Origin of the sequence: Streptomyces sp. Ag82_O1-12, from assembly GCF_900182715.1 — a bacterium.
GTDB classification, from domain to species: domain Bacteria; phylum Actinomycetota; class Actinomycetes; order Streptomycetales; family Streptomycetaceae; genus Streptomyces; species Streptomyces massasporeus.
Genome location: NZ_FXUW01000001.1, coordinates 4,042,536 through 4,066,755, shown reverse-complemented (window position 1 = coordinate 4,066,755; position 24,220 = coordinate 4,042,536). Strand labels below are relative to the sequence as shown.

At 70.6% G+C, this 24,220-nt stretch carries 23 protein-coding genes and 1 pseudogene; 8 read left to right on the top strand and 16 right to left on the bottom strand.

The window, feature by feature from the left end:
* Nucleotides 1-3 precede the first annotated feature (3 nt).
* The 6 genes and pseudogenes from QOL88_RS18650 to QOL88_RS18625 all read right to left on the bottom strand — a co-directional run bounded on the left by QOL88_RS18650 (nt 4) and on the right by QOL88_RS18625 (nt 5,862).
* The gene (locus tag QOL88_RS18650; RefSeq protein WP_097217528.1) at nt 4-1,560 is read right to left on the bottom strand and encodes an SCO6880 family protein; all 1,557 of its coding nucleotides are present in this window, start codon (nt 1,558-1,560) and stop codon (nt 4-6) included.
* A complete protein-coding gene (locus tag QOL88_RS18645; RefSeq protein ID WP_097217526.1) occupies nt 1,557-2,888 on the bottom strand; it encodes a hypothetical protein in 1,332 nt (443 codons plus the stop codon). Before QOL88_RS18645 ends, QOL88_RS18650 begins: the two co-directional genes overlap by 4 nt.
* Nucleotides 2,878-3,705, bottom strand: coding sequence for a DUF8175 domain-containg protein (locus tag QOL88_RS18640; protein ID WP_097217525.1), 828 nt, complete (start codon nt 3,703-3,705; stop codon nt 2,878-2,880). The genes QOL88_RS18645 and QOL88_RS18640 overlap by 11 nt, the downstream gene beginning before the upstream one ends.
* Nucleotides 3,706-3,914: 209 nt before the next feature.
* Nucleotides 3,915-4,223 (bottom strand): DUF8827 family protein, encoded by a 309-nt coding sequence (locus tag QOL88_RS18635; RefSeq protein ID WP_003991275.1) that lies wholly within the window; start codon nt 4,221-4,223, stop codon nt 3,915-3,917.
* 479 nt (nt 4,224-4,702) lie between these two features.
* Nucleotides 4,703-5,190, bottom strand: a pseudogene (locus tag QOL88_RS18630) (peptidase S8); the annotation flags it as partial.
* A gap of 51 nt (nt 5,191-5,241) precedes the next feature.
* On the bottom strand, nt 5,242-5,862 hold the full coding sequence (locus QOL88_RS18625; RefSeq protein ID WP_097217523.1) for a TetR/AcrR family transcriptional regulator: 621 nt from the start codon (nt 5,860-5,862) through the stop codon (nt 5,242-5,244).
* A 71-nt stretch (nt 5,863-5,933) separates the two neighbouring features.
* Here QOL88_RS18625 and QOL88_RS18620 point away from each other — a divergent pair, with 71 nt between their 5' ends.
* The 4 genes from QOL88_RS18620 (at nt 5,934) to QOL88_RS18605 (ending at nt 9,968) form a co-directional block, all read left to right on the top strand.
* Entirely contained in the window at nt 5,934-6,866 is a 933-nt protein-coding gene (locus tag QOL88_RS18620) for an oxidoreductase (protein WP_097217521.1), read from the top strand.
* Between the two features lie 273 nt (nt 6,867-7,139).
* Nucleotides 7,140-7,850, top strand: a complete 711-nt coding sequence (locus QOL88_RS18615) for a trypsin-like serine peptidase (RefSeq protein WP_502961615.1) — start codon at nt 7,140-7,142, stop codon at nt 7,848-7,850.
* A gap of 165 nt (nt 7,851-8,015) precedes the next feature.
* Nucleotides 8,016-9,023 (top strand): C40 family peptidase, encoded by a 1,008-nt coding sequence (locus QOL88_RS18610; RefSeq protein WP_257028068.1) that lies wholly within the window; start codon nt 8,016-8,018, stop codon nt 9,021-9,023.
* Nucleotides 9,024-9,269: 246 nt separating this feature from the next.
* A complete protein-coding gene (locus QOL88_RS18605) occupies nt 9,270-9,968 on the top strand; it encodes a phosphatase PAP2 family protein (protein WP_097217519.1) in 699 nt (232 codons plus the stop codon).
* A 67-nt stretch (nt 9,969-10,035) separates the two neighbouring features.
* Here QOL88_RS18605 and QOL88_RS18600 read toward each other — a convergent pair whose 3' ends face one another.
* Together QOL88_RS18600 and QOL88_RS18595 are read right to left on the bottom strand one after the other, a co-directional pair.
* Nucleotides 10,036-11,586, bottom strand: coding sequence for an FAD-binding oxidoreductase (locus QOL88_RS18600; protein WP_097217518.1), 1,551 nt, complete (start codon nt 11,584-11,586; stop codon nt 10,036-10,038).
* 94 nt (nt 11,587-11,680) lie between these two features.
* Nucleotides 11,681-11,851: a hypothetical protein gene (locus QOL88_RS18595; protein WP_179878716.1), complete on the bottom strand. Its 171-nt coding sequence runs from the start codon at nt 11,849-11,851 to the stop codon at nt 11,681-11,683.
* Nucleotides 11,852-11,989: 138 nt separating this feature from the next.
* Here QOL88_RS18595 and QOL88_RS18590 point away from each other — a divergent pair, with 138 nt between their 5' ends.
* Together QOL88_RS18590 and QOL88_RS18585 are read left to right on the top strand one after the other, a co-directional pair.
* A complete protein-coding gene (locus QOL88_RS18590; RefSeq protein ID WP_097217516.1) occupies nt 11,990-12,841 on the top strand; it encodes an SCO4651 family lipoprotein in 852 nt (283 codons plus the stop codon).
* A 91-nt stretch (nt 12,842-12,932) separates the two neighbouring features.
* Entirely contained in the window at nt 12,933-13,100 is a 168-nt protein-coding gene (locus tag QOL88_RS18585; RefSeq protein ID WP_179878715.1) for a hypothetical protein, read from the top strand.
* Between the two features lie 21 nt (nt 13,101-13,121).
* On the opposite strand, the gene QOL88_RS18580 is transcribed toward QOL88_RS18585, so the two are convergent.
* Complete coding sequence (locus QOL88_RS18580; RefSeq protein WP_097217514.1) at nt 13,122-13,499, bottom strand: metal-sensitive transcriptional regulator; 378 nt, start codon at nt 13,497-13,499, stop codon at nt 13,122-13,124.
* 204 nt (nt 13,500-13,703) lie between these two features.
* On the opposite strand from QOL88_RS18580, the gene QOL88_RS18575 reads away from it, so the two are divergent.
* Nucleotides 13,704-14,324 carry a DUF47 domain-containing protein gene (locus tag QOL88_RS18575; protein WP_097217512.1) on the top strand — a complete coding sequence of 207 codons (621 nt, stop codon included), beginning with the start codon at nt 13,704-13,706 and terminating at the stop codon, nt 14,322-14,324.
* 7 nt (nt 14,325-14,331) lie between these two features.
* Complete coding sequence (locus tag QOL88_RS18570) at nt 14,332-15,330, top strand: inorganic phosphate transporter (RefSeq protein ID WP_097217510.1); 999 nt, start codon at nt 14,332-14,334, stop codon at nt 15,328-15,330.
* 217 nt (nt 15,331-15,547) lie between these two features.
* Here QOL88_RS18570 and pstB read toward each other — a convergent pair whose 3' ends face one another.
* From pstB to QOL88_RS18535, 7 genes are all read right to left on the bottom strand, one after another.
* Complete coding sequence (gene pstB, locus QOL88_RS18565; RefSeq protein ID WP_097217508.1) at nt 15,548-16,324, bottom strand: phosphate ABC transporter ATP-binding protein PstB; 777 nt, start codon at nt 16,322-16,324, stop codon at nt 15,548-15,550.
* Between the two features lie 69 nt (nt 16,325-16,393).
* Entirely contained in the window at nt 16,394-17,455 is a 1,062-nt protein-coding gene (gene pstA, locus QOL88_RS18560) for a phosphate ABC transporter permease PstA (protein ID WP_097217506.1), read from the bottom strand.
* Entirely contained in the window at nt 17,452-18,453 is a 1,002-nt protein-coding gene (gene pstC, locus QOL88_RS18555) for a phosphate ABC transporter permease subunit PstC (protein ID WP_097217504.1), read from the bottom strand. The genes pstA and pstC overlap by 4 nt, the downstream gene beginning before the upstream one ends.
* A 103-nt stretch (nt 18,454-18,556) precedes the next feature.
* Nucleotides 18,557-19,684 (bottom strand): phosphate ABC transporter substrate-binding protein PstS, encoded by a 1,128-nt coding sequence (pstS, locus tag QOL88_RS18550; protein WP_179878898.1) that lies wholly within the window; start codon nt 19,682-19,684, stop codon nt 18,557-18,559.
* A gap of 246 nt (nt 19,685-19,930) precedes the next feature.
* On the bottom strand, nt 19,931-20,365 hold the full coding sequence (locus QOL88_RS18545; protein WP_097217501.1) for an NUDIX hydrolase: 435 nt from the start codon (nt 20,363-20,365) through the stop codon (nt 19,931-19,933).
* A 50-nt stretch (nt 20,366-20,415) separates the two neighbouring features.
* The gene (locus QOL88_RS18540) at nt 20,416-21,591 is read right to left on the bottom strand and encodes a CHAD domain-containing protein (RefSeq protein WP_097217500.1); all 1,176 of its coding nucleotides are present in this window, start codon (nt 21,589-21,591) and stop codon (nt 20,416-20,418) included.
* The gene (locus tag QOL88_RS18535; protein ID WP_097217498.1) at nt 21,572-23,938 is read right to left on the bottom strand and encodes an RNA degradosome polyphosphate kinase; all 2,367 of its coding nucleotides are present in this window, start codon (nt 23,936-23,938) and stop codon (nt 21,572-21,574) included. Before QOL88_RS18535 ends, QOL88_RS18540 begins: the two co-directional genes overlap by 20 nt.
* Nucleotides 23,939-24,220: the final 282 nt, after the last annotated feature.

Sequence of the window (24,220 nt, the reverse complement as noted above, 5' to 3'; positions counted from 1 at the left end):
GTCCTACCTCCGAATGCCGGTGGCGAAGGGAAGGGTGTTCACGAAGGCGCGGTGGTGCTCGCGGTCGCACCATTCCAGCTTGAGGTACGACTTGCCCGCGGAGGCTCTGATCGTGCGCTTGTCGCGGGCGAGTGCGTCGGGGTTGCGGGAGGAGACGGTGATGTAGCCGACGAGGTTGACGCCGGCGGCGCCGCTGGCGAGGTCCTCGCCGCGCTGGTCGAGGCGGGAGTGCGCGGCGATGTCGCGGGGGTCGACGGTGCGGTTCATCTTGGCGGCGCGGGACGCCTCGGCCTCGTCGTTGGTCTTCTCGGTGAGCATGCGCTCGATGGCGACCTCGGTGGGTTCGAGGTCCATGGTGACGGCGACCGTGCGGATGACGTCCGGGGTGTGGACGAGCAGCGGGGCGAGGAAGTTGACGCCGACGGGGGTCATCGGCCACTCCTTCACCCAGGCCGTGGCGTGGCACCAGGGGGCGCGGGTGGAGGATTCGCGGGTCTTGGCCTGGAGGTAGGTGGGCTCCATGGCGTCCAGTTCGGCCGGCCAGGCGTTGCGCTTGGTCATCGCCTGGATGTGGTCGATCGGGTGGTCCGGGTCGTACATGGAGTGGATCAGCGAGGCCAGCCGTCCCTGACCGAGCGGCTGCCGTACGCGGATGTCGGCTTCCTGGAGGCGCGAGCAGATGTCGGTGAGCTCGCGGGCCATGACGACGGCGAGTCCGGCGTCCCGGTCGACCTTGCCGCCGTGGGCGCGGGCGGCGCGGGCCATGGCGCTCGCCTCGGCGGCGAGGTCGCGCGTGTAGTGCATGCAGGCGACGAGGTAGGCGCGGTGCTGCTCGCTGCTGGTGGACACCATCGACTGGAGCTGGTCGTAGGACTCCTGGAGCCAGGGCAGGGCCTTTTCGTCGCCGCGGACGGCGACGTCCTTGGCGTGGGCGTCCGGGTCGGCCGGGAGGGTGCGGGCCAGCATCTGGATGCGGGTGACGAAGCCGTCGCCGTTGGCGACGTGCTTGAGCAGGGTGCCGAAGCGGTCGACGAGGGCTTCCTGGTCCTCGCTGTCGCGCAGGCCGACGCCGGGGCCCTCGATCTCGATGGCGGCGGTGACGGTCTTGCGGTCGGCGTGCAGGAGCACGGCGATCTCGTCGGGGCCGAAGGGGGCGGCCAGCCAGGTGATGCGGCCGATGCCGGGGGGCGGGCCGATCTCGACCTCGCGGCCGTCGAGCCGGGTGCCGGCCTCGATGACGGCGGAGCGGTAGGCGGTGCCCTGTTTGAGGGTCCGCTTGTAGCTGCGGTTGATCTCGAACCACTTGTAGAACGTGCGGTGCTTGTACGGCACGTAGACGGCGGACAGCGCGAGCATCGGGAAGCCGGCGAGCAGCACGATGCGCAAGCTCAGCACCGGGACGAGGAGCCCGCACATCATGCCGAGGAACGCGCCCACGACGATCAGGGCGATCTCGCCGGTCTCGCGGTTGCGGCCGATGATCGCGTTCGGCCGGGCGCGGCCGATCAGATACGTCCGGCGGGGCGTGACCGGATGGGACACGTGGGACTCGGTCGTCAACGCCCTTCACCTCCCGTGCGGTTGGTACTGCTGTTACGGGTGTTGCTGGCGTGGGGAGTGTTGACGGGGCTGCTCGAACGGGGGGCGGGTGCGGCGGAGGGGACAGATCCGCCGCCGCCGTTCGAGGGGCGCGCGCTGTGCGCGGCGACTCCGCCGGAGGCGGGGTTGCTGGGGCGGGGGGCGGAGGACTGGCTGCCTCCGCCGTTGTTGTCGGCGCGGGTGCTGTGGGTCTTGATGCCCTGCGCGACGAGGGACGCCGGGGAGCTGATGACGGCCGCGGCCTTGCTCTCGGCGCCCTGCATGAGGCGGTTGTTGCGGGAGCCGGCGATCTCGTCGCCGAAGCCGGGGACGAAGCGGTAGATCATCGCGCTGGCGAAGATGGCGAGCAGGATGATGGCGAGGCCGGAGACGACGGCGGAGAAGGCGTTCGGGCCGTCGTCCGCGGAGAGTGCGCCGGCGAGGCCGAGGACGATGACGATCACCGGTTTGATGAGGATGACCGCGATCATGATGCCGGCCCAGCGGCGGACGTGGCCCCACAGGTTCTTGTCGACGAGGCCGGCGTAGACGACGGTGCCGAGGAGGGCGCCGACGTAGAGCAGCGCGGCCCTGATGACGAGCTCCAGCCAGAGGACGCCGGCGGCGAGGATGCTGACCAGGGAGACGACGATCAGCATGATCGGGCCGCCGCCGATGTCCTCGCCCTTCTTGAGGGCCTCGGAGAAGGTGCCGAAGAACGCGTCGGTCTGGTCGCCGGTGGCTTTGGCGAGGACCTCGGTGACGCCGTCGGTGGCGGAGACGACGGTGTAGAGGATCAGGGGGGTGAACGCGGAGGCCAGGACGGTCAGCCAGAGGAAGCCGATGGCTTCGGACAGGGCGGTGGTCATGGGGACGCCGCGGACGGCTCGCTTGGCGACGGCCAGGAGCCAGAGCAGGAGCGTGAGGATCGTCGAGGCGGCGAAGACGACGGCGTACTGCTGGAGGAACTTGGGGTTGGTGAAGTCGACGTTCGCGGTTTCCTTCACGGCTTCGCTGAGCTTGTCGACGGTCCAGGAGGCGGCGTCGGCGCAGCCCTTGGCGAGGGAGGAGAGGGGGTCGAGGGTGGAGGTGGGGTTGAGCCGGGAGGTTCCGCCTCCGCCTCCGGCGCTGCCGGTGTCGCCTTCGCAGATCTCCAGGGCCCGGCCGGAGAGCAGGGAGCAGTTGTCGCTGCTGGGGCTGGGCGAGGGCGTGGGAGCCGCTGTCGCCCGGGTGGCGAACAGGACCAGGGCGGTCTGTGCGGCGGTGAGGGTTGCGGCGACCTTGACTGCGCGGCGCGGGCTACCGGGCATACGTGAACCCTCCGAACTCCTCGACGGCCTTCGAGATGGCGTCCGACGTCGACACCCTGTTGTCGCCGTTGACCGGCGCGGGGCCTTCTTTCTGGGAGAAGCTGTCGACCTTCCAGTCGCCGTCGGTCCAGCGCAGCTGGAGGGTCATGGTGAACCAGTCGTTGGTGACGGGGTTCTGCGAGCTCTCCCCCGTCATCCCGAACACGCCCGTGCACCAGACCTCGACGGCGGCGGTGCTGCCCGAGAAGTCGGTGACCTTGGTGCCGACCGGCATTGTGCGGGAGACGTAGGTACTGCCCTTGGGCGCGTCGCCGTTCGCGTCGAGGCCGACCTTCTCCAGGAACGCCTTGCTGTAGACCCGGTCGAGGTTTCTCTCCAGCTCGGAGGCTTTGTCGGCGTCGAACACCTGACGGACGATCTCGGGCCGCCGCGCCGGCTTGAGGATGTCGGCGGAGACCAGTGCGACGGCGTAGTTCGCTGCGGCACTCTCCGCTCCCTCCTGGTCCTGGGCGAAGCCCGACGGGATGCCGGCGGCGGACTTGGACTTGACGGGGCGTTGGCCGGAGGGAGCGGTCGCCGCTGAGTCGGGTTTGCCGGAGGAGCCGTCCGTCGAAGAGGAACTGTCGCCGTCCCCCCGGTTGGCGAAGGCGATCGCCGCGATCAGCAGGACCACCACGCCGACCACGGTGACCAGGCTGCGGGACGAGGAGCGGCGGCGGGGGGTGCCGAAGGCGTCGCCGGAGTCGGGCAGGCGGGTGCGGGTCTGGCCCGTGCCGCCGTAGCCACCGGAGGACTCGTGGTCGTCACCGAGACTCATGCCGCGTACGCCCCCTCGACGTCGTGCGGAAACACTTCGTACCGGTCGTACTTCTCATACTCCTCGTACGACGGTAGCCGTGCTGGCTCCCGCGCGGGCGCGGTGTGGTGACTCGACATCAGGGAAACGCAACCTCAGCCGGTGGGCACGACGGGCGGGTGGGATGGAGGGGGAGCCGGGCGTGCCCGGCCGGGCGGATGGTGCCCGGGCTACACGGCCATGCCGTACACGATGGTGAACAGCGTCCCGAGTGAGCCGATGATGAAGACGCCCGTCAGGCCCGCGATGATGAGGCCCTTGCCCTGCTCCGCGCTGAAGGTGTCGCGCAGTGCGGTGGCGCCGATGCGCTGCTTGGCGGCCCCCCAGATGGCGATGCCGAGGCAGAGCAGAATGGCCACCGCCATCACGACCTCGATCATCACCTTCGCCTCGTTGCCCAGGCTGCCGAAGGGGCCCCAGTCCGGAGCGATCCCACCGATGATGGTGTTGATGTCTCCCTTGTCGGCCGCAAAGAGCATGTAAGTCACCGCCCCTGTTGGGTAGTTCCGCGCCCTCTGCGGTCGTGCAGAGGTCAGGCCTCATTCTCGCCGACAATGATGCTGTCGTATGTCGACTTGGCGTCATTGATTGGCGGGTTTCGTACGAATACCTTGCCACCGTTCCGCTCCGGCCCCTAGGGGTGGCGACGGGCGGTGTACGAAGGATCGTATGGTCACTCTGTGTATCACGGCGGGTAACGCCGGGCAATGAGGCCTGAGCGGAACCTGGGATGCGGTTCCGTCGTTGTGCCCTCTTGCGGCCTTTCTCACCCTTGGGGGCTGTTTCTGACGGCTGGTCGGGTGAGTGGTCGCGCCGGTGTTCCCCGGGTGAAGGCTACCCGGCACGGCGGAGGGGCCGCGGCTCGGTTGCCGCGGCCCCGGTGTTCTCCGGTTGTCTCCGGGCCCCCACGGCCCCGGACGGCGTTCCCTGGTGACGGTCTGTCACCGGGTGGGAGGCGTCAGCCGGTGAAGGCGCCGGGTCCCTCCGGGGTGCCCAGGCCGGTCGGGCCGTCGTAGCCCGTCCGGGCGGTGCGGAAGTAGCCGGTGGTGCAGCTGCCGTTGCCGCCGGTGGTGACGTCGTTCAGGGCGGAGGTGTTCGCGTAGGGGAACGCGGACGGGTAGGAGCCCGTGGACGGGGTGCCGGCGAGGGCGTAGACGCTCGCGCTGACGGTGATGGCGACGCCCGGGTGGTTGAAGTAGGTGGAGTCGTACGTGGCGTCGGAGGAGGACTCGCCGCCGCCGTAGCTGTTGGAGACGTACCTGGCGCCCAGGAGACGGCCCTGTTGACGGCGGTGCCGAGGATGGCCATGGACGACGACTTCGCCTCGACGAGGGTGATGTGGCAGTTCGGGCAGATGGCGCTCGCCATGTCGAGGTCGAGGGATATCTCGCCGGCCCAGCCGCTGTCGGCGGTGGGCAGGGCGGTGGTGGAGCCGGTCTGGCTCACCGACGGCTCGATGGCCGGGTGATGGGGGCGGCTTGACCGAGGGGTCTGGAATCAGCGGGGCTTGAGGCCGTGCAGGAGGAGGTGGACGAACTCCTCGGTGCCGTCGAGGGCCGCCTCGGGGGCGAGCATGCCACCCGCCGCGAAGGAGGCGATGCCCTGGAGGGTGGCGCCGGTCACCAGGGTGAGGTGCTGCGGGTCGCCCGCGATGATCTCGCCGCGCTCCTGGGCGTCGGCGATGACCCGCTCCAGGGAGCCGACCGTCCGGTCGACGGCCGCGGCCAGCTGCTCGGAGGCGTCGGGCTCGTGCTTGCGGGCGTACATGAGCTCCAGCAGCTCGGCGTTGTCGATCGAGAAGGCGAGATAGGCCCGGGCCAGCGCGGTGAGCCGCTTCTCCAGCGGGAGAGCGGGGTCGTCGGCGCCCTCCAGGGCCTGGCCCAGCCGGTCGTAGCCGACGAGTGCCAGGGCGTTGAGCAGGGCCTGCTTGTCCTTGAAGTGGCGGCCGGGTGCGGCGTGGCTCACCCCTGCCTCCCGGGCCAGTTCGCGCAGCGAGAGCGCGCCCGTCCCCTTCTCCCGCAGGGTGCGCTCCGCACCGGCGAGCAGGGTGGAGCGCAGGTCCCCGTGATGGTAGGGGCGGCTCTCCGGGGTGGGGCGGCTTGCTGGCATGCGGACCATCGTATCCCGATGTTGGCGATGCCATCATTGTTGTCATTGACAGCATTGTAGGCACCGCCTACATTCGGGGCATGGCAGAGAAGACGAAGACCCAGAGCAGCGAGACGTGGAGCGCGGACCGCCTCCCGGGCCTCGACGGGCGGACCGTCGTCGTCACCGGCGCCAACAGCGGCATCGGCCTCACGGCGACCCACGCGCTGGCCCGGGCGGGGGCGCATGTCGTCCTCGCCGTACGGGACACCGAGCGCGGGCGGGCCGCGGCGGCGACCGTGCCGGGCAGCACCGAGGTGCGCCCGCTGGACCTGGCGGACCTGGCCTCCGTGCGGGCGTTCGCCGACGCCTGGCAGGGGCCGCTGCACCTTCTCGTCAACAACGCCGGCGTCATGATGCTCCCGAGGCAGCGCACCAAGGACGGCTTCGAGATGCAGTTCGGCACGAACCATCTCGGGCACTTCGTCCTGACGAACCTGCTGCTGCCGCACATCACCGGCCGCGTCGTCACGGTCTCCTCGGGCGCCCACCGCTGGGGCGGCGCGAGGATCGGCTTCGACGACCTGGACATGGCGGCGAACTACACCCCGCAGCGCGCCTACGCCCAGTCCAAGCTGGCCAACCTCCTGTTCACCCTGGAACTCCAACGCCGGCTCACGGAGTCGGGCTCCGCGGTCCGCGCCCTGGCCGCCCACCCCGGCTACGCGGCCACCAACCTCCAGAGCCACGCGGCCAACCCGGTGCTGCGCGCCTTCATGCGCCTCGGCAACCGGTTCTTCGCGCAGGACGACCGCGCGGGCGCCCTCCCCACCCTCTACGCCGCCACCGAGGACCTCCCCGGGGCGAGCTACGTGGGCCCCGACGGCCTGGGTGAGATGCGCGGCAAGCCGACCCTGGTGGGCCGCTCCCGCGCGGCCGGGGACCCGCTGACGGCCCGTCGGCTGTGGCGGGTCTCGGAGGAGCTGACGGGAACGCACTTCCCGCTGTCTCGGGAAGAAGAGGCGCGCGGCTGACGAGGAGGGTGACGCCTGACGGGGAGTCGGGCGCCTGATGAGGAGGTCGGCGGCTGACGTCGGCGGCTGACGAGGAGACGGGTGGCTGGCGGACACGCGGGTGCCTGACGGGTGGCGAGCGGCTGGCGGGAGGCGGGTGCCTGGCGGACAGGCGGGTGCTTGACGAGGAGCCGGGAGCCTGACGGACAGGCGGGCGCCTGCCGGACAGGCGGTGTCCGACGAACAGACCGCTGTCTGACGTTCCTCTCACCTTCGTCCGGCACAGTCGCCCCGGTGAAGCGCGTCCTGGCCGTCGTCGTGATGCTCGTCGCCCTCCTCACCGTGTCCGTCGATACCGCCGACGACGGGGCCGGTCCCTTCGGTGTGACCGTCAGCGTGCGCGACGCCCGGGTCGGGGTGCTCCTGCGGGCCGCGGGGGGAGGGCACTTCTGCACGGCGTCCGTCGTGGACGCGCCGCACCGGGATCTGATCGTCACCGCGGCGCACTGTCTCGGCGGCGACGGAGGGCTGGTGTTCGTGCCGGGTTACCGGGACGGGCGTGCGCCCTACGGGGAGTGGAGGGTGCAGCGGCGGTTCCTGCCCCGCGGGTGGGTCGAGGGGCGGCACGAGGACAGTGACGTGGGGTTCGCCGTGCTCGCGCCGCGCGGGGGCACGGAGGTCCAGGACGTCGTCGGCGGGAACCGGTTCGTGACCGGTACGGCGACGGGGGTCACCGGAGTGACCGTCACCGGGTACCCCGACACCCGTGAGACGCCCGTCAGCTGCACCGACAAGCCGGCCGCGCTCGGCCGCACCCAGCAGCGCGTCGCGTGCCCCGGCTTCAGCGGGGGTACGAGCGGCAGCCCCTGGGTGAACGGGGACGGGGAGGTCGTCGGGGTCCTCGGCGGGCACGACCAGGGCGGGACGACCCCCGGGGTCTCCTACAGCGTGGTCCTCGGTGCGCAGGCCCGGCGGCTGTACCGGCGGGCGGCGGGGCACCCGTGACGCGCCGCGACCCCGTGCGCCGGCCGGAGCCGTCGTGCTCTCGCCGTGCCGCCCGTGCCGTGCGCCGTTCCCCCCGTCCGCCCCCGACTCTCCTCCCCGTGATCATTCCCGGGCGTGCCGGCCGCCTCTACACTGACCAACGGACTCCTGGGCGGTGAGGGGCGGTTGACGGTGCGTAAGGCATGGATCGTGGCGGGTGTCGCCATCAGCTCCGCCCTGGCCTTCGTGATGCTGCTCGTCGTCGGGGTCTACCTCGTCGCGGGGAACCTGGTCAACGGCGTGGGCGGTGGGGCGAAATCGCTGGCCAAGGGATCGGTGCCCGCCGCGTACGCGTCCCTCGTGGCGAAGTGGGGCAACCTCTGCCCCGCCATCAGCCCGGCCCTGCTCGCCGCCCAGCTCTACCAGGAGAGCGGCTTCAACCCCAGGGCGCAGAGCCAGGCCGCCGCGCAGGGGATAGCGCAATTCATCCCCGGCACCTGGGCCAGTCACGGCATCGACGGCGACGGCGACGGCGACCGTGACGTGTGGGACCCGAAGGACGCGATTCCCTCGGCCGCCTCGTACGACTGCGAACTCGCGTCGTACGTGAAGAAGGTTGGCGGGAATGCGACCGAGAACATGCTGGCCGCCTACAACGCGGGGGCGTACGCGGTGATCAAGCACGGGGGCGTGCCGCCGTACAGCGAGACCCGCACCTACGTGAAGCGGATCACGACGCTCTCGGAGAGCTTCGCGGCGCCGGTCGGGCGGGTCGACCCCTCCGAGCAGGCCGCCGCCGCCATCGAGTACGCGCAGAAGAAGCTGGGCACGCCCTACCTCTGGGGCGGCACCGGCACCGCTGAGCAGGGCGGACGCTTCGACTGCTCGGGACTGACCCAGGCCGCCTACGAGACCGTGGGCATCAAGCTCCCGCGTGTCGCCAACGACCAGTACAACGCCGGTCCGCACCCCTCGCGGGACGAACTGCTCCCCGGCGACCTGGTGTTCTTCTCGGACGACCTGACCAATTCCCGCGCCATCCGGCATGTCGGCATTTATGTCGGAGGCGGGTACATGATCGACGCGCCCCGGACCGGTGCCGTCATCCGATTCGACCCGATCGACACCCCCGACTACTTCGGAGCCACCCGCGTCACCGAAGATGGCGCGAAAGCACTGCCCACGACGGTGTGAACCGTGTGTGAACCCACCCCCTGAGCTGCGAAGACGTATCTCTCTTCGATAACGTCTGCGTGATCATTCGGTGGAGTGTGGAACGTAACGACGGGGAGCATGCGTTCCTGTTGACGTAGCCGAGCAGACGTTCATTCGGCACGTGTCATGCACGCGTGCGGCGGAAGCGGATCTACAACCACGGGGGTGGCAGGAGCGGCGCACGCACAGGTGCGCCGGGAGAGACGACGAAGGGGCCGCAGCACCATGGCTGGACTCGCCGATTCCGGGTCGAACCCCGACGTCGACCTGCTGTACGACATCAATGGCCTGGCCAAGGACGCGCCGGGCTGGTTCGACCGCGTCATGGAGTACGTCGGTGAGTACGGGCTGCTGCTCGCCATCGTCCTGCTCGTGGTGTGGTGCTGGTGGTCCGTGCGGCGCCGGGGCGACGAGGACGCGGCGTCCACCGTCGCGGCGTTGGTCTGGGCGCCGTTGGCCGCCGGGATCGCCGTGCTGGTGAACGTGCCCATACGGGGTTTCGTGGAGCGGCCCCGGCCGTTCCTGGACCACCAGGGGCTCGAGGTGCTCGTCCAGGGCAAGACCGACTACTCGTTCGTCAGCGACCACGCGACGATCGTCATGGCGATGGCCGTCGGCCTGTTCGTCGCACACCGCAGGTTCGGGCTCGTCGCGCTCGTGCTGGCGTTGTTCGGCGGGTTCATCCGCGTCTACATGGGCGTGCACTACCCGACCGACGTCGTGGGCGGGTTCGCGCTGGGCACGGCCGTGGCGCTGCTGCTGTCGCCGCTCGCCATGGCCCTGCTGACGCCCGTGGTGAAGGCCGTCGAGCGCTCGCCCCGGGTGGGATGGCTCGTGCGCGGCAGAGGGCGGGCGGAACGGGACGACACGGTGATCCCCGAGGCCCGCAGCGAGCGGACCTCCGAGAGGGACCTCGCCGCCTAGCGCGACGCCGCCGGGCGCGACGGCGCAAGCCGCATGCAGCGCCCTGCCGCGCCCGGGGGCAACCCGCCTACAGCGCCTGGGGATACGTGAAGAAGCGGTTGGGGTCGTACTGCTTCTTCAGCTTGGCCAGGCGGGTCGCCGCGTCTCCGTAGTACGCCTTGCGCCAGTCGGTCAGCGTCGGGTCCGTGTAGTTCTGGTAGGCCGCCCCCGAGGCGTACGGGCGCATGGCCTTGTGGGCCGAGGCCAGCCAGTCGCGGGACGTCGCACCGCTCGTGTCGGCCCGCCACGCCCCGATGTACTGGGCCAGCATCCGCGAACGCCGGTGGACGAACGCCGTGGCCGTGGGGGAGACGCGGTTGACCGCTCCGCCGAGGGCGGTCAGCGCGATGCTGCCCGAGCCGCCGCGCACCGAAGCCAGCTGGGACAGCAGCGTGCGGATGCCGGCCGTGGAGAGGGACCGGTCGAAGAAGTCCGACGCCGCCGCGTACGTCTCACGGCCCAGCGCGCCCTTCGTGGAGCGTCCCGGGGTCGCGCCGGGCAGATGGCACTGCGCGTCCGTCGGGAACGAGGAGCAGCCCGCGTACACCTCCATCGACTCCTCGTACGAGCGGCGCTTCAGGGAGACGCTGCGGGCCGGGGCGCCGACGCGGTCGGCCAGGCGGTCGACGGCGTTCTTGAGTTCGCCGTAGGTGCCGAGGGAGAACGCCGCGACCGAGACCGTCGGAGTGCCGCCCGCCGCGCTCGCCAGGTGCAGGGACGACCAGATCTCGTCGGGCTGTGACGGGCCCCATTCCTGCCAGGCCTTCACCACCGCGGCCGCCTTCGACCAGGGCCAGGACAGGTACGCCGAGACGCCCTGCGGGGCCGGGTGGGTCTTGAAGTGCAGCTCCGTGACCACGCCGAAGTTGCCGTTGCCCGCGCCGCGCAGGGCCCAGAAGAGGTCCTTGTTCTCGCGGGCGTCGGCGGTGAGCTGTTTGCCGTCCGCGGTGATCAGCGTGGCCCGGGTGAGGCTGTCGCAGGTCAGGCCGTACGCCCGGGAGACCACGCCGTGGCCGCCGCCGAGGGTGAGGCCCGAGACGCCGACCGTCGGACAGGAACCGGCGGGGATCGTGACGCCCTTCGCGGCGAGGGCGCGGTAGACGTCGATGAGTTTGGCGCCGGCGCCGACCACCGCGGTGGTGCCGGAGGCCCGGACGCGGTTGAGCTTCGAGACGTCGACGATCAGACGGCCGTCGCCCGAGGACCAGCCGGCGTAGGAGTGGCCGCCGTTGCGGATCGCCACGCGCAGGGCGTGGGCGCGGGCGTAGGCCAGGGTGGTGCGGATGTCGTCCGGGTGGGACACGTACGCGACCGCGGCGGGCTTCAGGTTGTCGAAGCGGGTGTTGTAGAGCTGCCGGGCCGCGGGCCAGTTGGCGTCGCCCGGGCGTATCAGGGGGCCGTCGAGGTCGCGGGCCAGGGCGGACCAGTCGGCGGCGGCGGCTCTCGACGTGGTGGTGTGCGCGGCGTTGGTGGCCGCGGCCCCGGAGCGGGTGCGCGACTGTGTGCAGGCGGTGGCGAAGGGGGTCGCGGCCGCGGCGACCGCCGCCGTGCCGGCTGTGAGGATCGTGCGCCGTTCCATGGGGCCTCCCGGTGGTTCCGCCCTGGGAGACGGGGCGACGGGGGGTGGGGGTTCCACCGGACCGGCGGCGACCGATCGGCGTCCGTCACGGGTGTCAGCCCATCGCGTGCTTCTCCGCGTCCGTGCGCGCCTGGCTTCGCGCTCTTCGGGCCGGGCCGCGCCAGCCGCAGATGCAGTGGGCCATGCAGAAACGGCCCTTCTCCATGGTCGTCGTGCGGTGTTCCGGGAGGTTGGGGGGAGTTTCCAGCCCGTCCTGCTGCGCCACGCCGACAACGTTACCCAGCGCAGGTAAAGGGTTCGTATGCCGGTCGGCACGGGCTCGCGTGACGGGGGCACAAACCCGTCGTTAACCGGAACAACGAGGGGGCCCGTGACGGACGTACCGGCTGGGGGTAGGCAGGCGATGACTGGGCGGCAGCGGGAACGGCGGCACAGGCGGGCGGGCGCGGCGGTGGTCGCGGCCGGGCTCCTGGCGGGGGCGGGGCTGGGTGCCGCGGGGTGCTCCGGGGGTGACGCGGTCGCCGGCGACTCCCGCGGCGGGGACCCGGTCGTCACGTTGCGGAAGGCGGCCGACCGGCTGATCGGCGCGGGGAGTTCGAGGGCCCGTACGTCGATGGAGATGGCCGCCGGCGGGACCCGGGTGACCATCCGGGGTGCCGGGGTGTACGACTACCGCAAGCGGATGGGGCAGCTGAAGGTGCTGCTGCCGCAGGATCCCGCCGGGGTCGCCGAGCGCCGGCCGATCACCGAACTGCTCGCGCCGGGTGCGCTGTTCATGAAGAACCGGGGCGCCGGTGTACCGGCCGACAAGTGGGTGCGGGTGGACACGCGGACCCTGTCCGACGGGAACCTCGTCACCGGCGGGGCCACCGATCCGTTCACGGCGGCCGAGGTGCTGCTCGGGACGCGGACGGCGACGTACGTGGGCAGGACGGAGGTGGCGGGCACCCAGGTGCGGCACTACCGGGGGACGGCGCACCTGGGTGACGCGGCCCGGCGGGCCAGCGACGGGAACAAGGGCCCCCTGAAGGCGGCGGCCGGGGGGTTCGCCACCGCCGAGGTGCCGTTCGACGCCTACCTCGACGACGAGGGACGCATCCGCAAGGTCAGACACCGCTTCAGCTTCCTGAACGGCCGGCAGAAGAGCCCTGTCGCCGTCGCCTCGACCACGCTGCTCTACGATTTCGGGGCCTCGGTGCGCGTACGGTTGCCCCGAACCGAGGACATCTACGCGGGCAAGATCGCCGAGGAGTGACCGGCGTGAACTAGCCCGTCCGTGCCATGCGCGGTGTGTACGCCGCTCCCTACTCTAGGAAGTCGGTAACGGCAGAGATGAGGTGATGCACGTGGCTCCGGTCGGCGGTACGGCAGTTCAGGACCACGTGGCCCTCGCCGAGATCGAGCTGTGCGGAGAGCTGATCATCGCGGCTTCGGCCGCCCAGGAACGGCTCAGCCTGGAGAGCATCGACGAGGTGCTGAAAGTGGCCGAGGAGCGGGGCCCCTCCGGACGCTGACCACGGGCCGCGACACCCGGCTCACGTCCGCAGCATGCGGGCGATCGCCTGGGTCGCCTCCTTCACCTTCGCGTCGATCTCGTCGCCCCCCTTGAGGGCCGCGTCAGCCACGCAGTGCCGCAGGTGCTCCTCGAGCAGCTTCAGGGCGAAGGACTGGAGGGCCTTGGTGGAGGCGGAGACCTGCGTGAGTATGTCGATGCAGTAGACGTCCTCGTCGACCATGCGCTGCAGGCCGCGGATCTGGCCCTCGATACGGCGCAGCCGCTTGAGGTGTTCGTCCTTCTGCTTGTGGTAACCGTGCACGCCGTGGTCGTGATCGGCCGTCCCGTCCGCACCGGTGGTGTCGGCGGTGCCGGTGGTGACATGTGCGACATCTGTTGCGTCGGTCACGTCCGTCATCGCTTCCTCCTGGTGGGCAGTGGGCCGACATATACCCCTGGTGGGTATATGGTACCGAACTTTGCCGGGTATACGGCCCTGGAAACCGCCCCCGTGCTCATCACCGTGCCCGATGGGTGACACTGGTGGGCGGCCCGATAGCCGTGGCCGGATGTTGCGCCTAGCATCAGCCTGACCGAAACCGAAGCACCCCGAGGACCCCACGTGCGCTTTCGTCTGACCCCCAGGGAGACGAGCTTCTACGACATGTTCGCCGCCTCCGCGGACAACATCGTCACGGGCTCGAAGCTCCTCATGGAACTGCTCGGGGCGGACTCACCCGCCCGGGCCGAGATCGCAGAGCGTATGCGGGCAGCGGAACACGCAGGTGACGACGCCACGCACGCGATCTTCCACCAGCTGAACTCCTCCTTCATCACGCCGTTCGACCGCGAGGACATCTACTCCCTCGCGTCGTCCCTCGACGACATCATGGACTTCATGGAGGAGGCCGTCGACCTGGTCGTCCTCTACAACGTCGAGGAACTGCCCAAGGGCGTCGACCAGCAGATCGAGGTGCTGGCGCGCGCGGCCGAGCTGACGGCCGAGGCGATGCCGCACCTGCGCACCATGGAGAACCTCACCGAGTACTGGATCGAGGTCAACCGGCTGGAGAACCAGGCCGACCAGATCCACCGCAAGCTGCTGGCGCACCTCTTCAACGGCAAGTACGACGCCATGGACGTGCTCAAGCTCAAGCAGATCGTGGATGTGCTGGAGGAAGCGGCGGACGCGTTCGAGCACGTGGCGAACACGGTGGAGACCATCGCCGTCAAGGAGTCCTGAGCCCTTCATGGACACCTTCGCTCTGGTCGCGACCATCGGCGTCGCGCTCTTCTTCACGTACACCAACGGTTTCCACGACTCGGCGAACGCGATCGCCACGTCGGTCTCCACGCGGGCGCTGACGCCGAGGGCCGCGCTGGCCATGGCCGCGGTGATGAACCTCGCCGGTGCGTTCATGGGCTCCGGGGTCGCCAAGACCGTCAGTGAGGGGCTGATCCAGACACCGACCGGGTCGAAGGGGATGGGCATCCTCTTCGCCGCGCTGGTGGGCGCGATCGTCTGGAACCTCATCACCTGGTACTTCGGGCTGCCGTCCTCCTCCTCGCACGCGCTGTTCGGCGGGATGGTCGGCGCGGCGCTGGCCGGCGGGACGACGGTCTACTGGCACGGAGTGCTGGACAAGGTCGTCATCCCCATGTTCGTCTCGCCGGTGGTCGGCCTGGTGGCCGGCTATCTGGTGATGACCGCGATCATGTGGATCTTCCGGAAGGCCAACCCGCACAAGGCCAAGAGGGGCTTCCGCATAGCGCAGACCGTCTCGGCGGCCGGCATGGCGCTGGGACACGGTCTGCAGGACGCGCAGAAGACCATGGGCATCGTGGTGATGGCGCTCGTCATCGCCGATGTCGAGGACTACGGCGATCCGATCCCGGTGTGGGTCAAGATCGCCTGCGCGGTGATGCTGTCGCTGGGGACGTACGCCGGTGGATGGCGGATCATGCGGACGCTGGGGCGGAAGATCATCGAGCTGGACCCGCCGCAGGGTTTCGCGGCGGAGGCGACGGGCGCGTCGATCATGTTCACCTCGGCGTTCCTGTTCAAGGCGCCGATCTCCACGACGCATGTCATCACCTCCGCGATCATGGGTGTGGGCGCGACGAAGCGGGTCAACGCCGTGCGGTGGGGTGTCGCCAAGAACATCATCCTGGGGTGGTTCATCACGATGCCGGCTGCGGCGATCGTGGCTGCGGCGTCCTTCGGGATCGTGAATCTGGCGTTTCTGTAGGTCGTGAGTCTGGCGTTTCTGTAGATCGGCTGCGCTCGTCCGACGGCATGCGGTACAGACCGAGCCGGAACGCGGGCCCGCCCGTAGCCGGGCGGCTGCCGCCCGCTCGAAGCGAAGTGGTACGCGAAAAGGCCCGCCCCTGGGAGAGGGGCGGGCCCTTTTTCGGCCTCGCGGTGGCACCGCCATGCAGCACCGCGAGGAGACTCGGCAGGCCGGATCAGCCGAAGCGGCCGGAGATGTAGTCCTCCGTGGCCTGGACCGACGGATTGGAGAAGATGCGCTCCGTCTCGTCGATCTCGATGAGCTTGCCGGGCTGGCCGACGGCCGCGAGGTTGAAGAACGCCGTGCGGTCCGAGACGCGCGCCGCCTGCTGCATGTTGTGCGTCACGATGACGATCGTGAAGCGCTCCTTGAGCTCCCCGATGAGGTCCTCGATGGCGAGGGTGGAGATCGGGTCCAGGGCGGAGCAGGGCTCGTCCATCAGCAGGACGTTCGGCTCGACCGCGATCGCCCGGGCGATGCACAGCCGCTGCTGCTGACCGCCGGAGAGGCCGGAACCCGGCTTGTTCAGGCGGTCCTTCACCTCGTTCCAGAGGTTCGCGCCCTTGAGGGAGCGCTCGACGATGTCCGCGAGCTCGCTCTTCTTGTAGTTGCCGTTCAGCCGCAGGCCCGCCGCGACGTTGTCGAAGATCGACATCGTCGGGAACGGGTTCGGACGCTGGAACACCATGCCGACCTCACGGCGGACCGACACCGGGTCGATGCCCGTGCCGTAGAGGTCCTCGTCGTCCAGGAGCACCTTGCCCTCGACCCGGCCGCCCGAGGTGACCTCGTGCATGCGGTTCAGGGTGCGCAGGAACGTCGACTTGCCGCAGCCGGACGGGCCGATGAACGCCGTCACCGAGCGCGGCTCGACGGTCATCGAGATGTCCTCGATCGCCTTGTGGGAGCCGTAGTAGGCGGTCAGTCCGCTTACGTCGATTCGCTTGGCCATGACTACTTCACTTCCAAAAGTCTGGGGGGTCGCTGTGGCCCCGCGCGGCGGTAGCCGCAGGTTGTCGCGTCAGCGACCGGTCTTCGGGGCCTTCCAGCGGGCGATCCCGCGGGCCACCAGGTTCAGGAGCATCACGAAGGCGATCAGGGTGAGCGAGGCCGCCCAGGCGCGGTCGTACGCCGCACCGGAGCCCGCGCTGTTCGCGTACTGCTGGTAGATGTACAGCGGCAGCGAGGCCTGCGCCCCCTCGAAGGGGTTGGCGTTGATGAACGCGTTGCCCCACACCAGCAGCAGGACCGGGGCGGTCTCGCCGGTGATGCGGGCGATCGAGAGCATGATGCCCGTGGTGATGCCGCCGATGGAGGTCGGCAGGACCACCTTCAGGATGGTGCGCCACTTGGGGACGCCGAGCGCCAGGGAGGCCTCGCGCAGCTCGTTCGGGACGAGCTTGAGCATCTCCTCCGTGGAGCGGACGACGACCGGCATCATCAGGATGGCCAGGGCCAGCGAGCCGGCGAAGCCGAAGGGCTCCATGTCGAACATCAGCATGAGGCTGAGGATGAACAGACCCGCGACGATCGACGGGATGCCGGTCATGACGTCGACGAAGAACGTGATGGCCTTGGAGAGGTTGCCCCGGCCGTACTCGACGAGGTAGATCGCGGTGAGCACGCCGATCGGCGCGGCGATCACCGTGGCGAGTCCGACCTGCTCCAGGGTGCCGAGGATGGCGTGGTAGATGCCGCCGCCGGGCTCGGTGTCGGCGACGACGCCCATGGAGTGCGTCAGGAAGTAGACGTCGAGGACCTTCACGCCGCGCACGACGGTCGACCAGAGCAGCGAGGCGAGCGGGACGACGGCGAGCAGGAAGGCGACCCAGACGAAGGAGGTCGCGATGCGGTCCTTGGCCTGGCGCTTGCCCTCCACGGCGGTGGCGATGGCGTACGTGCCGGCGAGGTAGAGCAGCGCGGCGATCAGGCCCCACTGGACGCGGCTGTGCAGGCCGCCGGCCAGGCCGATGCCGACCGCGAGTGCGATCGAGCCGCCGGCGATGGCGAACGGGGACCACTTGGGCAGGCGGGCGCCGCGCAGGGTGCTGGGGCCCTTGGGGGTCAGGGTTGCGGTGCTCATGCGTTGGCCCCCGAGTACTCCTTGCGGCGGGCGATGATCGCGCGGGCCGCGCCGTTGACCAGCAGGGTGATGACGAACAGGACCAGGCCGGAGGCGATCAGCGCGTCGCGGCCGAACTCGGTGGCCTCACCGAACTTGCTGGCGATGTTCTGGGCGAACGTGCCGCCGCCCGGGTCGAGCAGGCTGGCCTGGATGTCGAAGGTCGGGGAGAGCACGGTCGCGACGGCCATGGTCTCGCCGAGGGCGCGGCCGAGGCCGAGCATCGACGCGGAGATGACGCCGGAGCGGCCGAAGGGGATGACCGCCATGCGGATCACCTCCCAGCGGGTGGCGCCGAGCGCCAGGGCCGCCTCCTCGTGCATCTGCGGGACCTGGCGGAAGACCTCGCGGCTCACGTTGGTGATGATCGGCAGGATCATGATCGCGAGCAGGATCCCGACGGTCAGCATCGAGCGGGGGGCGCCGCCCTCCCAGGAGAAGATGCCGGTCCAGCCCAGGTAGTCGTTCAGCCAGCCGAAGAGGCCGTTCATGTGCGGCACGAGGACGAGGGCGCCCCACAGGCCGTAGACGATGGACGGCACGGCGGCGAGCAGGTCGATCACGTACGCGATGGGGCCGCGCAGCCGGCGCGGGGCGTAGTGCGTGAGGAACAGCGCGATGGCGACGGCGACCGGGACCGCGATGACCATGGCGACGATCGAGGAGACGACCGTGCCGAAGGCCAGGACGGCGATGCCGAAGTTCGGCGGGACGAGGTTGGTGTCCCACTGGAAGGTCGTGAGGAAGTTGCCCTGGTCCTTGCTGATGGCGAGGGAGGCGCGGTAGGTGAGGAAGACCGCGATCGCGGCCATGATCACCAGCAGCAGGATGCCCGACCCGCGGGAGAGACCGAGGAAGATCCGGTCTCCGGGCCGGGTGGCCCCGCGCGCGGCGCGCTTGTCGACGGTCGGCTGCTGAGCGGGCGGAGGCGCGTCGGTTATCTGTGTGGGTGTGCCCATCGGGTTCTCCGGTCTGCGGAGCCGTACGCGGGGTACGGCCACTGGCGGCGGTGCACCGGACGGTGCGGCCCGGTCCCGGGGAGGGGGCCGGGCCGCACTCGGGTCAGCTCAGGCCCTCGATGGTGGTGCGGACCTGGGAGATGATGTCGGCGGGGATCGGCGCGTAGTCGTTCTCCGAGAGGATCTTCTGGCCGTCCTCGGAGGCGATGAAGCGCAGGAACGCCTTGGTGCCGGGCAGGGTGTCGGACTTGTTGCCCTTGTCGCAGACGATCTCGTAGGTGACGAGGACCATCGGGTAGGCGCCCTCGGCCTTGGTGCCGTAGTTCAGCTCCAGGGAGAGGTCCTTGCCCGTGCCGACGACCTTGGCCTCGGAGATCGCCTTGGTGGCGTTCTCGACGGTGGCCTTGACCGGCTGGGCGGCGCCCGTGTCGAGGTCGACCGTCTTCAGGCCGTCCTTGGCGTACGACAGCTCGAAGTAGCCGATGGCGCCGTTGGTCTGCTTCACCTGCTGGGCGACGCCGGAGGAGCCGGAGGCCGACTGGCCGCCCTTGGCCTGCCAGGTCTTGCCGCCGTCGTAGGGCCAGTCGCTCTTGGCGGTGGCGATCAGGTACTTGGTGAAGTTGTCCGTGGTGCCGGAGTCGTCCGAGCGGTGGAACGCCTGGATCTTGAGGTCCGGAAGCTTCGCGTCGGGGTTCAGCTTCTTGATCGCCGCGTCGTTCCAGTTGGTGATCTTGCCGTTGAAGATCTTCGCCAGGGTCGGGGCGTCGAGGACGAGGTTGTCCACGCCGTTGACGTTGTAGCCGACCGCGATCGGGCCGCCGACCATCGGCAGGTCGATGCCCTGGCCGCCGGTGCAGACCTTCTTGGAGGCGGTGACCTCGTCGGGCTTCAGCGCGGAGTCGGAGCCGGCGAAGGCGACCTGGCCCTGGGTGAACGCGGTGACACCGGCGCCGGAGCCGCCGCCCTTGTAGTTGATCTGGAGGCCCTGGCAGGCGGAGGTGAACTGCTTCACCCAGGCGTCGATCGCGTTCTTCTGCGCGGACGACCCGTCCGCCAGCAGCTGGCCCTTGGCGTCGTCGCACTTGACGTTGCTCGGCGCGGCGGCGTTGGACGAGCCGCCGCCGTTGCTGTTGCCGGTGTCGTCGGAGCCGCACGCCGTGAGGGCCAGGGCGCCGGAGACGGCGAGAGCACCGAGAGCGAGGGCCCGCCGGTTCATGCGCTGAAGCTTCACTTGAGTTCCTTCCAGGAGCCGCCGTCCTGATCGGCGGCGTGCGAAGTCTGAGTGACGCGGACGCGGTCGCACTCGGCAGGCGCGGCTCGCGTCGGTAAGGCTGAAATTAGGCAGAACAGGTGAAGGCGCCGATGGCCGCACATGAACGAGGGGTGAACCCCTGCCTAAGGCCTGGTGAGGTCACGGAATGCTCACGGGGAGAGCATCTCGGCATTCCGCTTTTGCGGACGAATGGGGACCGTCCGGTCAGCGGGCCGTCCGCGGGAGGTGCAGAACGGCGAGCAGCTCGTCGACCAGCGGCCGGTCGTGGGGCTGGGTGAGACGGTCGCGGGCGGCGGCGGGAGTCAGCCACAGGACCCGGTCCACCTCGTCCGTCGGGGAGAACGCGCAGGACACGGCCTCGGCCGCCCAGTAGCGGACCTGCTTCGGGCGGCCGCCCGCCGCATAGCGCAGGGTCGACAGCTCGGGCCCGGGCTCGGCCCGGCAGCCCGTCTCCTCCGCCACCTCGCGCAGCGCTCCGTCGAGTGCCGCCTCGCCGCGCTTCAGTTTCCCCTTCGGCCACGACCAGTCGTCGTATTTCGGCCGGTGCACGAGGCAGAGCTCGGGCTCGCCGGTGGTGGGGGAGTGGCGCCACAGGACGCAGCCCGCCGCCTGAACGGTGGTGTCCTTGGGGGTGCTCACCGGGTTTCACCGCCTCCTGGTGCCGTGGCCGGACCTGCCCGGCCGGCCGGTCATGACGTGCGGACGGTCTCCTTCTGCCAGCACTGCTGGAACGCGAAGCGCGCCGCCTCCACCTCGTGCCGCTGGTCGGCGTGGAGCACGCCGAGGGCGTACGCCGTGGCCGGGGTGATGCGCGGGGTGCGGGCCGCCTGGGCCGCCGCTGCCGCCGCCTCCGAGGCGTCCCGGTGCCGGTTCAGGGCCCGGCCCGCGGAGAGCAGGCGCAGGTCGACCACGGCGTTGCCCTTGGGGCCGCTGACGGCCTCGCGCGCGTAGCGGTGCAGGCGCAGCAGCAGGCGGACCTGGTGCCACGGGGCGTCCTGCGGGTGCGGGACCGTGTCCGGGGACAGGCCGTGGACGAGGGCCGCGGCGTTGTACGGGCTTCCCGCGGTGACGAGGGGGAGGGCGGTCACGGCGTCGGCCAGCCGGTCCTGGGCTGCGGCGGCGAGAGGGCGCAGGTCGGCGCTGCCGGCGGCCCTGGTGAGCGGGACCTCGCTGGCCAGAACGGCGACCTTGTCCGCGACGGCGTGGAAACGGCTGCTGCCCAGGGCCTGCAAGGCCGTGGAGTGGGCCCGGGTACGGGCGAGGGTCAGCTGGCGGTCCAGCAGGGCGCCCGCCTTCGCCGCTCCGACCGTGAGGTTGCCGCGCTCCGGTGCCGCGGCCGCCGGATTGCGCAGCCCGGCGTCGCGGGATGCCGCTCGCGGCGGGACGGATGCGGCCGGGGCGGCACGACCACCCGCGGCCGAGTCGGCGCGCGTGCCCGCCGGAGCGTCCGCGCGGCCGGCGGCGCCGGCGCCGGCCGTCTGCCCCGGCAGCGCCGTCGACCCCGACAGCCGGTGCAGCGCCGTCAGCAGGCGCTCCAGACGGGCCGTGTACGCGTGCTCCATCGCCAACGTCCCCGACACCCAGGCCAGTTCGGGGCGCATCGCCTCGCACCAGTCCGAGTCGAGGAGGGACTGGAACGTGTGCAGGCCGGCGCTGATGCGCCGGGCCGAGCGGCGCAGGGCGCGGGCCGCCTCGGCGGACCCCTCCGAGCTGTTCGCCCCCGACCCCGTCTCCCGGTGCAGGCGCAGCGCTCGGAGGAACTCCGTGGCCTGGGCCCGCAGATAGCCCGCGAGGGCGTCACCGGTGGGGACGGCCCCGGCGGGCCTGGATCGGGGATCCGTCGGGTCAAGGTGTTGCTGTGCCACGCCGGCGCCTCCGGGCGTCTATGAGCATCTCCTGGACGTTGCGCAGGGGCTGTCCGTCCGCGTCGGTCGCATGCCGGGTCCAGTCGCCGTCCGGGCCGAGGTGCCAGGAGGCGGTGGAGTCGGACATGCCGGTCTCCAGCAGCCGGTTCAGGGCTGCCCGGTGGGCCGGGTCGGTGACCCGGACCAGGGCCTCTATCCGGCGGTCGAGGTTGCGGTGCATCATGTCGGCGCTGCCGATCCACACCTCGGGCTCGCCGCCGTTGCCGAAGCCGAACACCCGGGAGTGCTCCAGGAAGCGGCCGAGGATCGAGCGGACCCGGATGTTCTCCGAGAGGCCGGCCACGCCCGGGCGCACCGCGCAGATGCCGCGCACCCAGATGTCCACCGGCACGCCCGCCTGGGACGCGCGGTAGCAGGCGTCGATGAGGGCCTCGTCGACCATCGAGTTGACCTTGATGCGGACGTGCGCGGGGCGCCCGGCACGGTGGTGCTGGACCTCCTTGGCGATCCGCGAGACCAGGCCGTCGCGCAGCGACTTGGGGGCGACCAGGAGACGGCGGTAGGTCTCCCGGCGCGAGTAGCCGGAGAGGCGGTTGAAGAGGTCCGAGAGGTCGGCGCCGACCTGCGGGTCGGCCGTGAGCAGGCCGAGGTCCTCGTAGAGGCGGGCCGTCTTCGGGTGGTAGTTGCCGGTGCCGACGTGGCTGTAACGGCGGAGCGTCTCGCCCTCCTGGCGGACCACCAGCGACAGCTTGCAGTGGGTCTTCAGGCCGACCAGGCCGTAGACCACGTGGCAGCCGGCCTCCTCCAGCTTGCGCGCCCACTTGATGTTGGCGTGCTCGTCGAAGCGGGCCTTGATCTCGACCAGGACCAGGACCTGCTTGCCGGACTCGGCGGCCTCGATGAGCGCGTCGACTATCGGGGAGTCGCCGGAGGTCCGGTACAGGGTCTGCTTGATCGCGAGGACGTCCGGGTCGCCCGCCGCCTGCTCCAGGAAGGCCTGGACGGAGGTGGAGAACGAGTCGTACGGGTGGTGCAGCAGCACGTCCCGCTCGCGCAGCGCGGCGAAGATGTCCGGCGCGGACGCCGACTCGACCTCGGCGAGGTCGCGGTGGGTGCCGGCGACGAACTTGCGGTACTTCAGCTCCGGCCGGTCCAGGGACGCGATGCGGAACAGACCCGTGAGGTCCAGGGGGCCGGGCAGCGGATACACCTCGGCCTCGCTGATCTTCAGCTCGCGCACCAGCAGGTCCAGGACCTCGCGGTCGATGGACTCCTCGACCTCCAGGCGCACCGGCGGCCCGAAGCGGCGCCGCATGAGCTCCTTCTCCAGGGCCTGGAGAAGGTTCTCCGCGTCGTCCTCCTCGACCTCCAGGTCCTCGTTGCGGGTGAGGCGGAAGGCGTGGTGCTCCAGGACCTCCATGCCCGGGAAGAGCTCCTCCAGGTGGGCGGCGATGACGTCCTCGATGGGGACGTAGCGGCCCGGGGAGCTCTCCAGGAAGCGGGTCAGCAGTGGCGGCACCTTCACCCGGGCGAAGTGCTTGTGGCCCGTGACCGGGTTCCGTACGACGACGGCCAGGTTCAGGGACAGGCCGGAGATGTACGGGAAGGGGTGCGCCGGGTCGACCGCCAGCGGGGTCAGCACGGGGAAGATCTGGTGCCGGAACAGGGTGAACAGGCGGGCCTGCTCCTTCTCCTGGAGCTCGCTCCAGCGGACCAGGTGGATGCCCTCCTCCGCGAGTGCGGGGGCGACGTCCTCGTGGTAGCAGGCGGCGTGCCGGGCCATGAGCTCGCGCGAGCGGGCCCAGATCATCTCCAGCACCTCGCGGGGCTGGAGGCCGGAGGCGGAGCGGGTGGCCACGCCGGTGGCGATACGGCGCTTCAGACCGGCCACCCTGACCATGAAGAACTCGTCCAGGTTGCTGGCGAAGATCGCGAGGAAGTTGGCCCGCTCCAGCAGGGGCGTGTTCGGGTCCTCGGCGAGTTCCAGCACACGCTCGTTGAACGCGAGCCAACTGCGCTCCCGGTCGAGGAAACGGCCCTGCGGCAGTTGCGGCCCGTCGTACGGCGACTCCTCGTAGGCGTCGAGGTCGGCGTCGATGTCCGGTTCCAGATCGGAGACGGCTGCCGCCACCGTGTGCGGGCGGTGCGCGGCGATGGAGCCCACGGAGGGCTGCGCGTGCTGGACCTGTGCCTGGGTGTTCGGCTGGCTCATGGACCCATTCTTCCGCGCCGCGAGCATCACGGGCGCGTCGGACAGCGCGGGCGGGAGCGGGGGTGTCACATGAGTGCTCCCGTTTCCCTCGGGACCCTCACGGGGCGGGGAAGGCTCTGGCACGGCGGGATTCATTGGCCGAGCTTCGCAAGCTCGTCTGAATCACTGGTTACGGAGACATGACGTGCGGGATAGCGGGGGGCGGCTCGCGGGCGTCCACAGGGCCGGCTGAGGGGGGCGGCTGCCCACAGGCTGTGGACGGGTGGGTGGACGGTTCCCGGTGACGCCGTACGCCCCGGAGCGTCCTCATAGGGCGGGCCGCGCGTCCACCTGCCCCCGGGGGGTGGGAGGGCACGCCCGGATGTTCAGATGCCGTTCGCACACGTCTCGCCGTGGGCGGCGGCGCATGATCGGTGG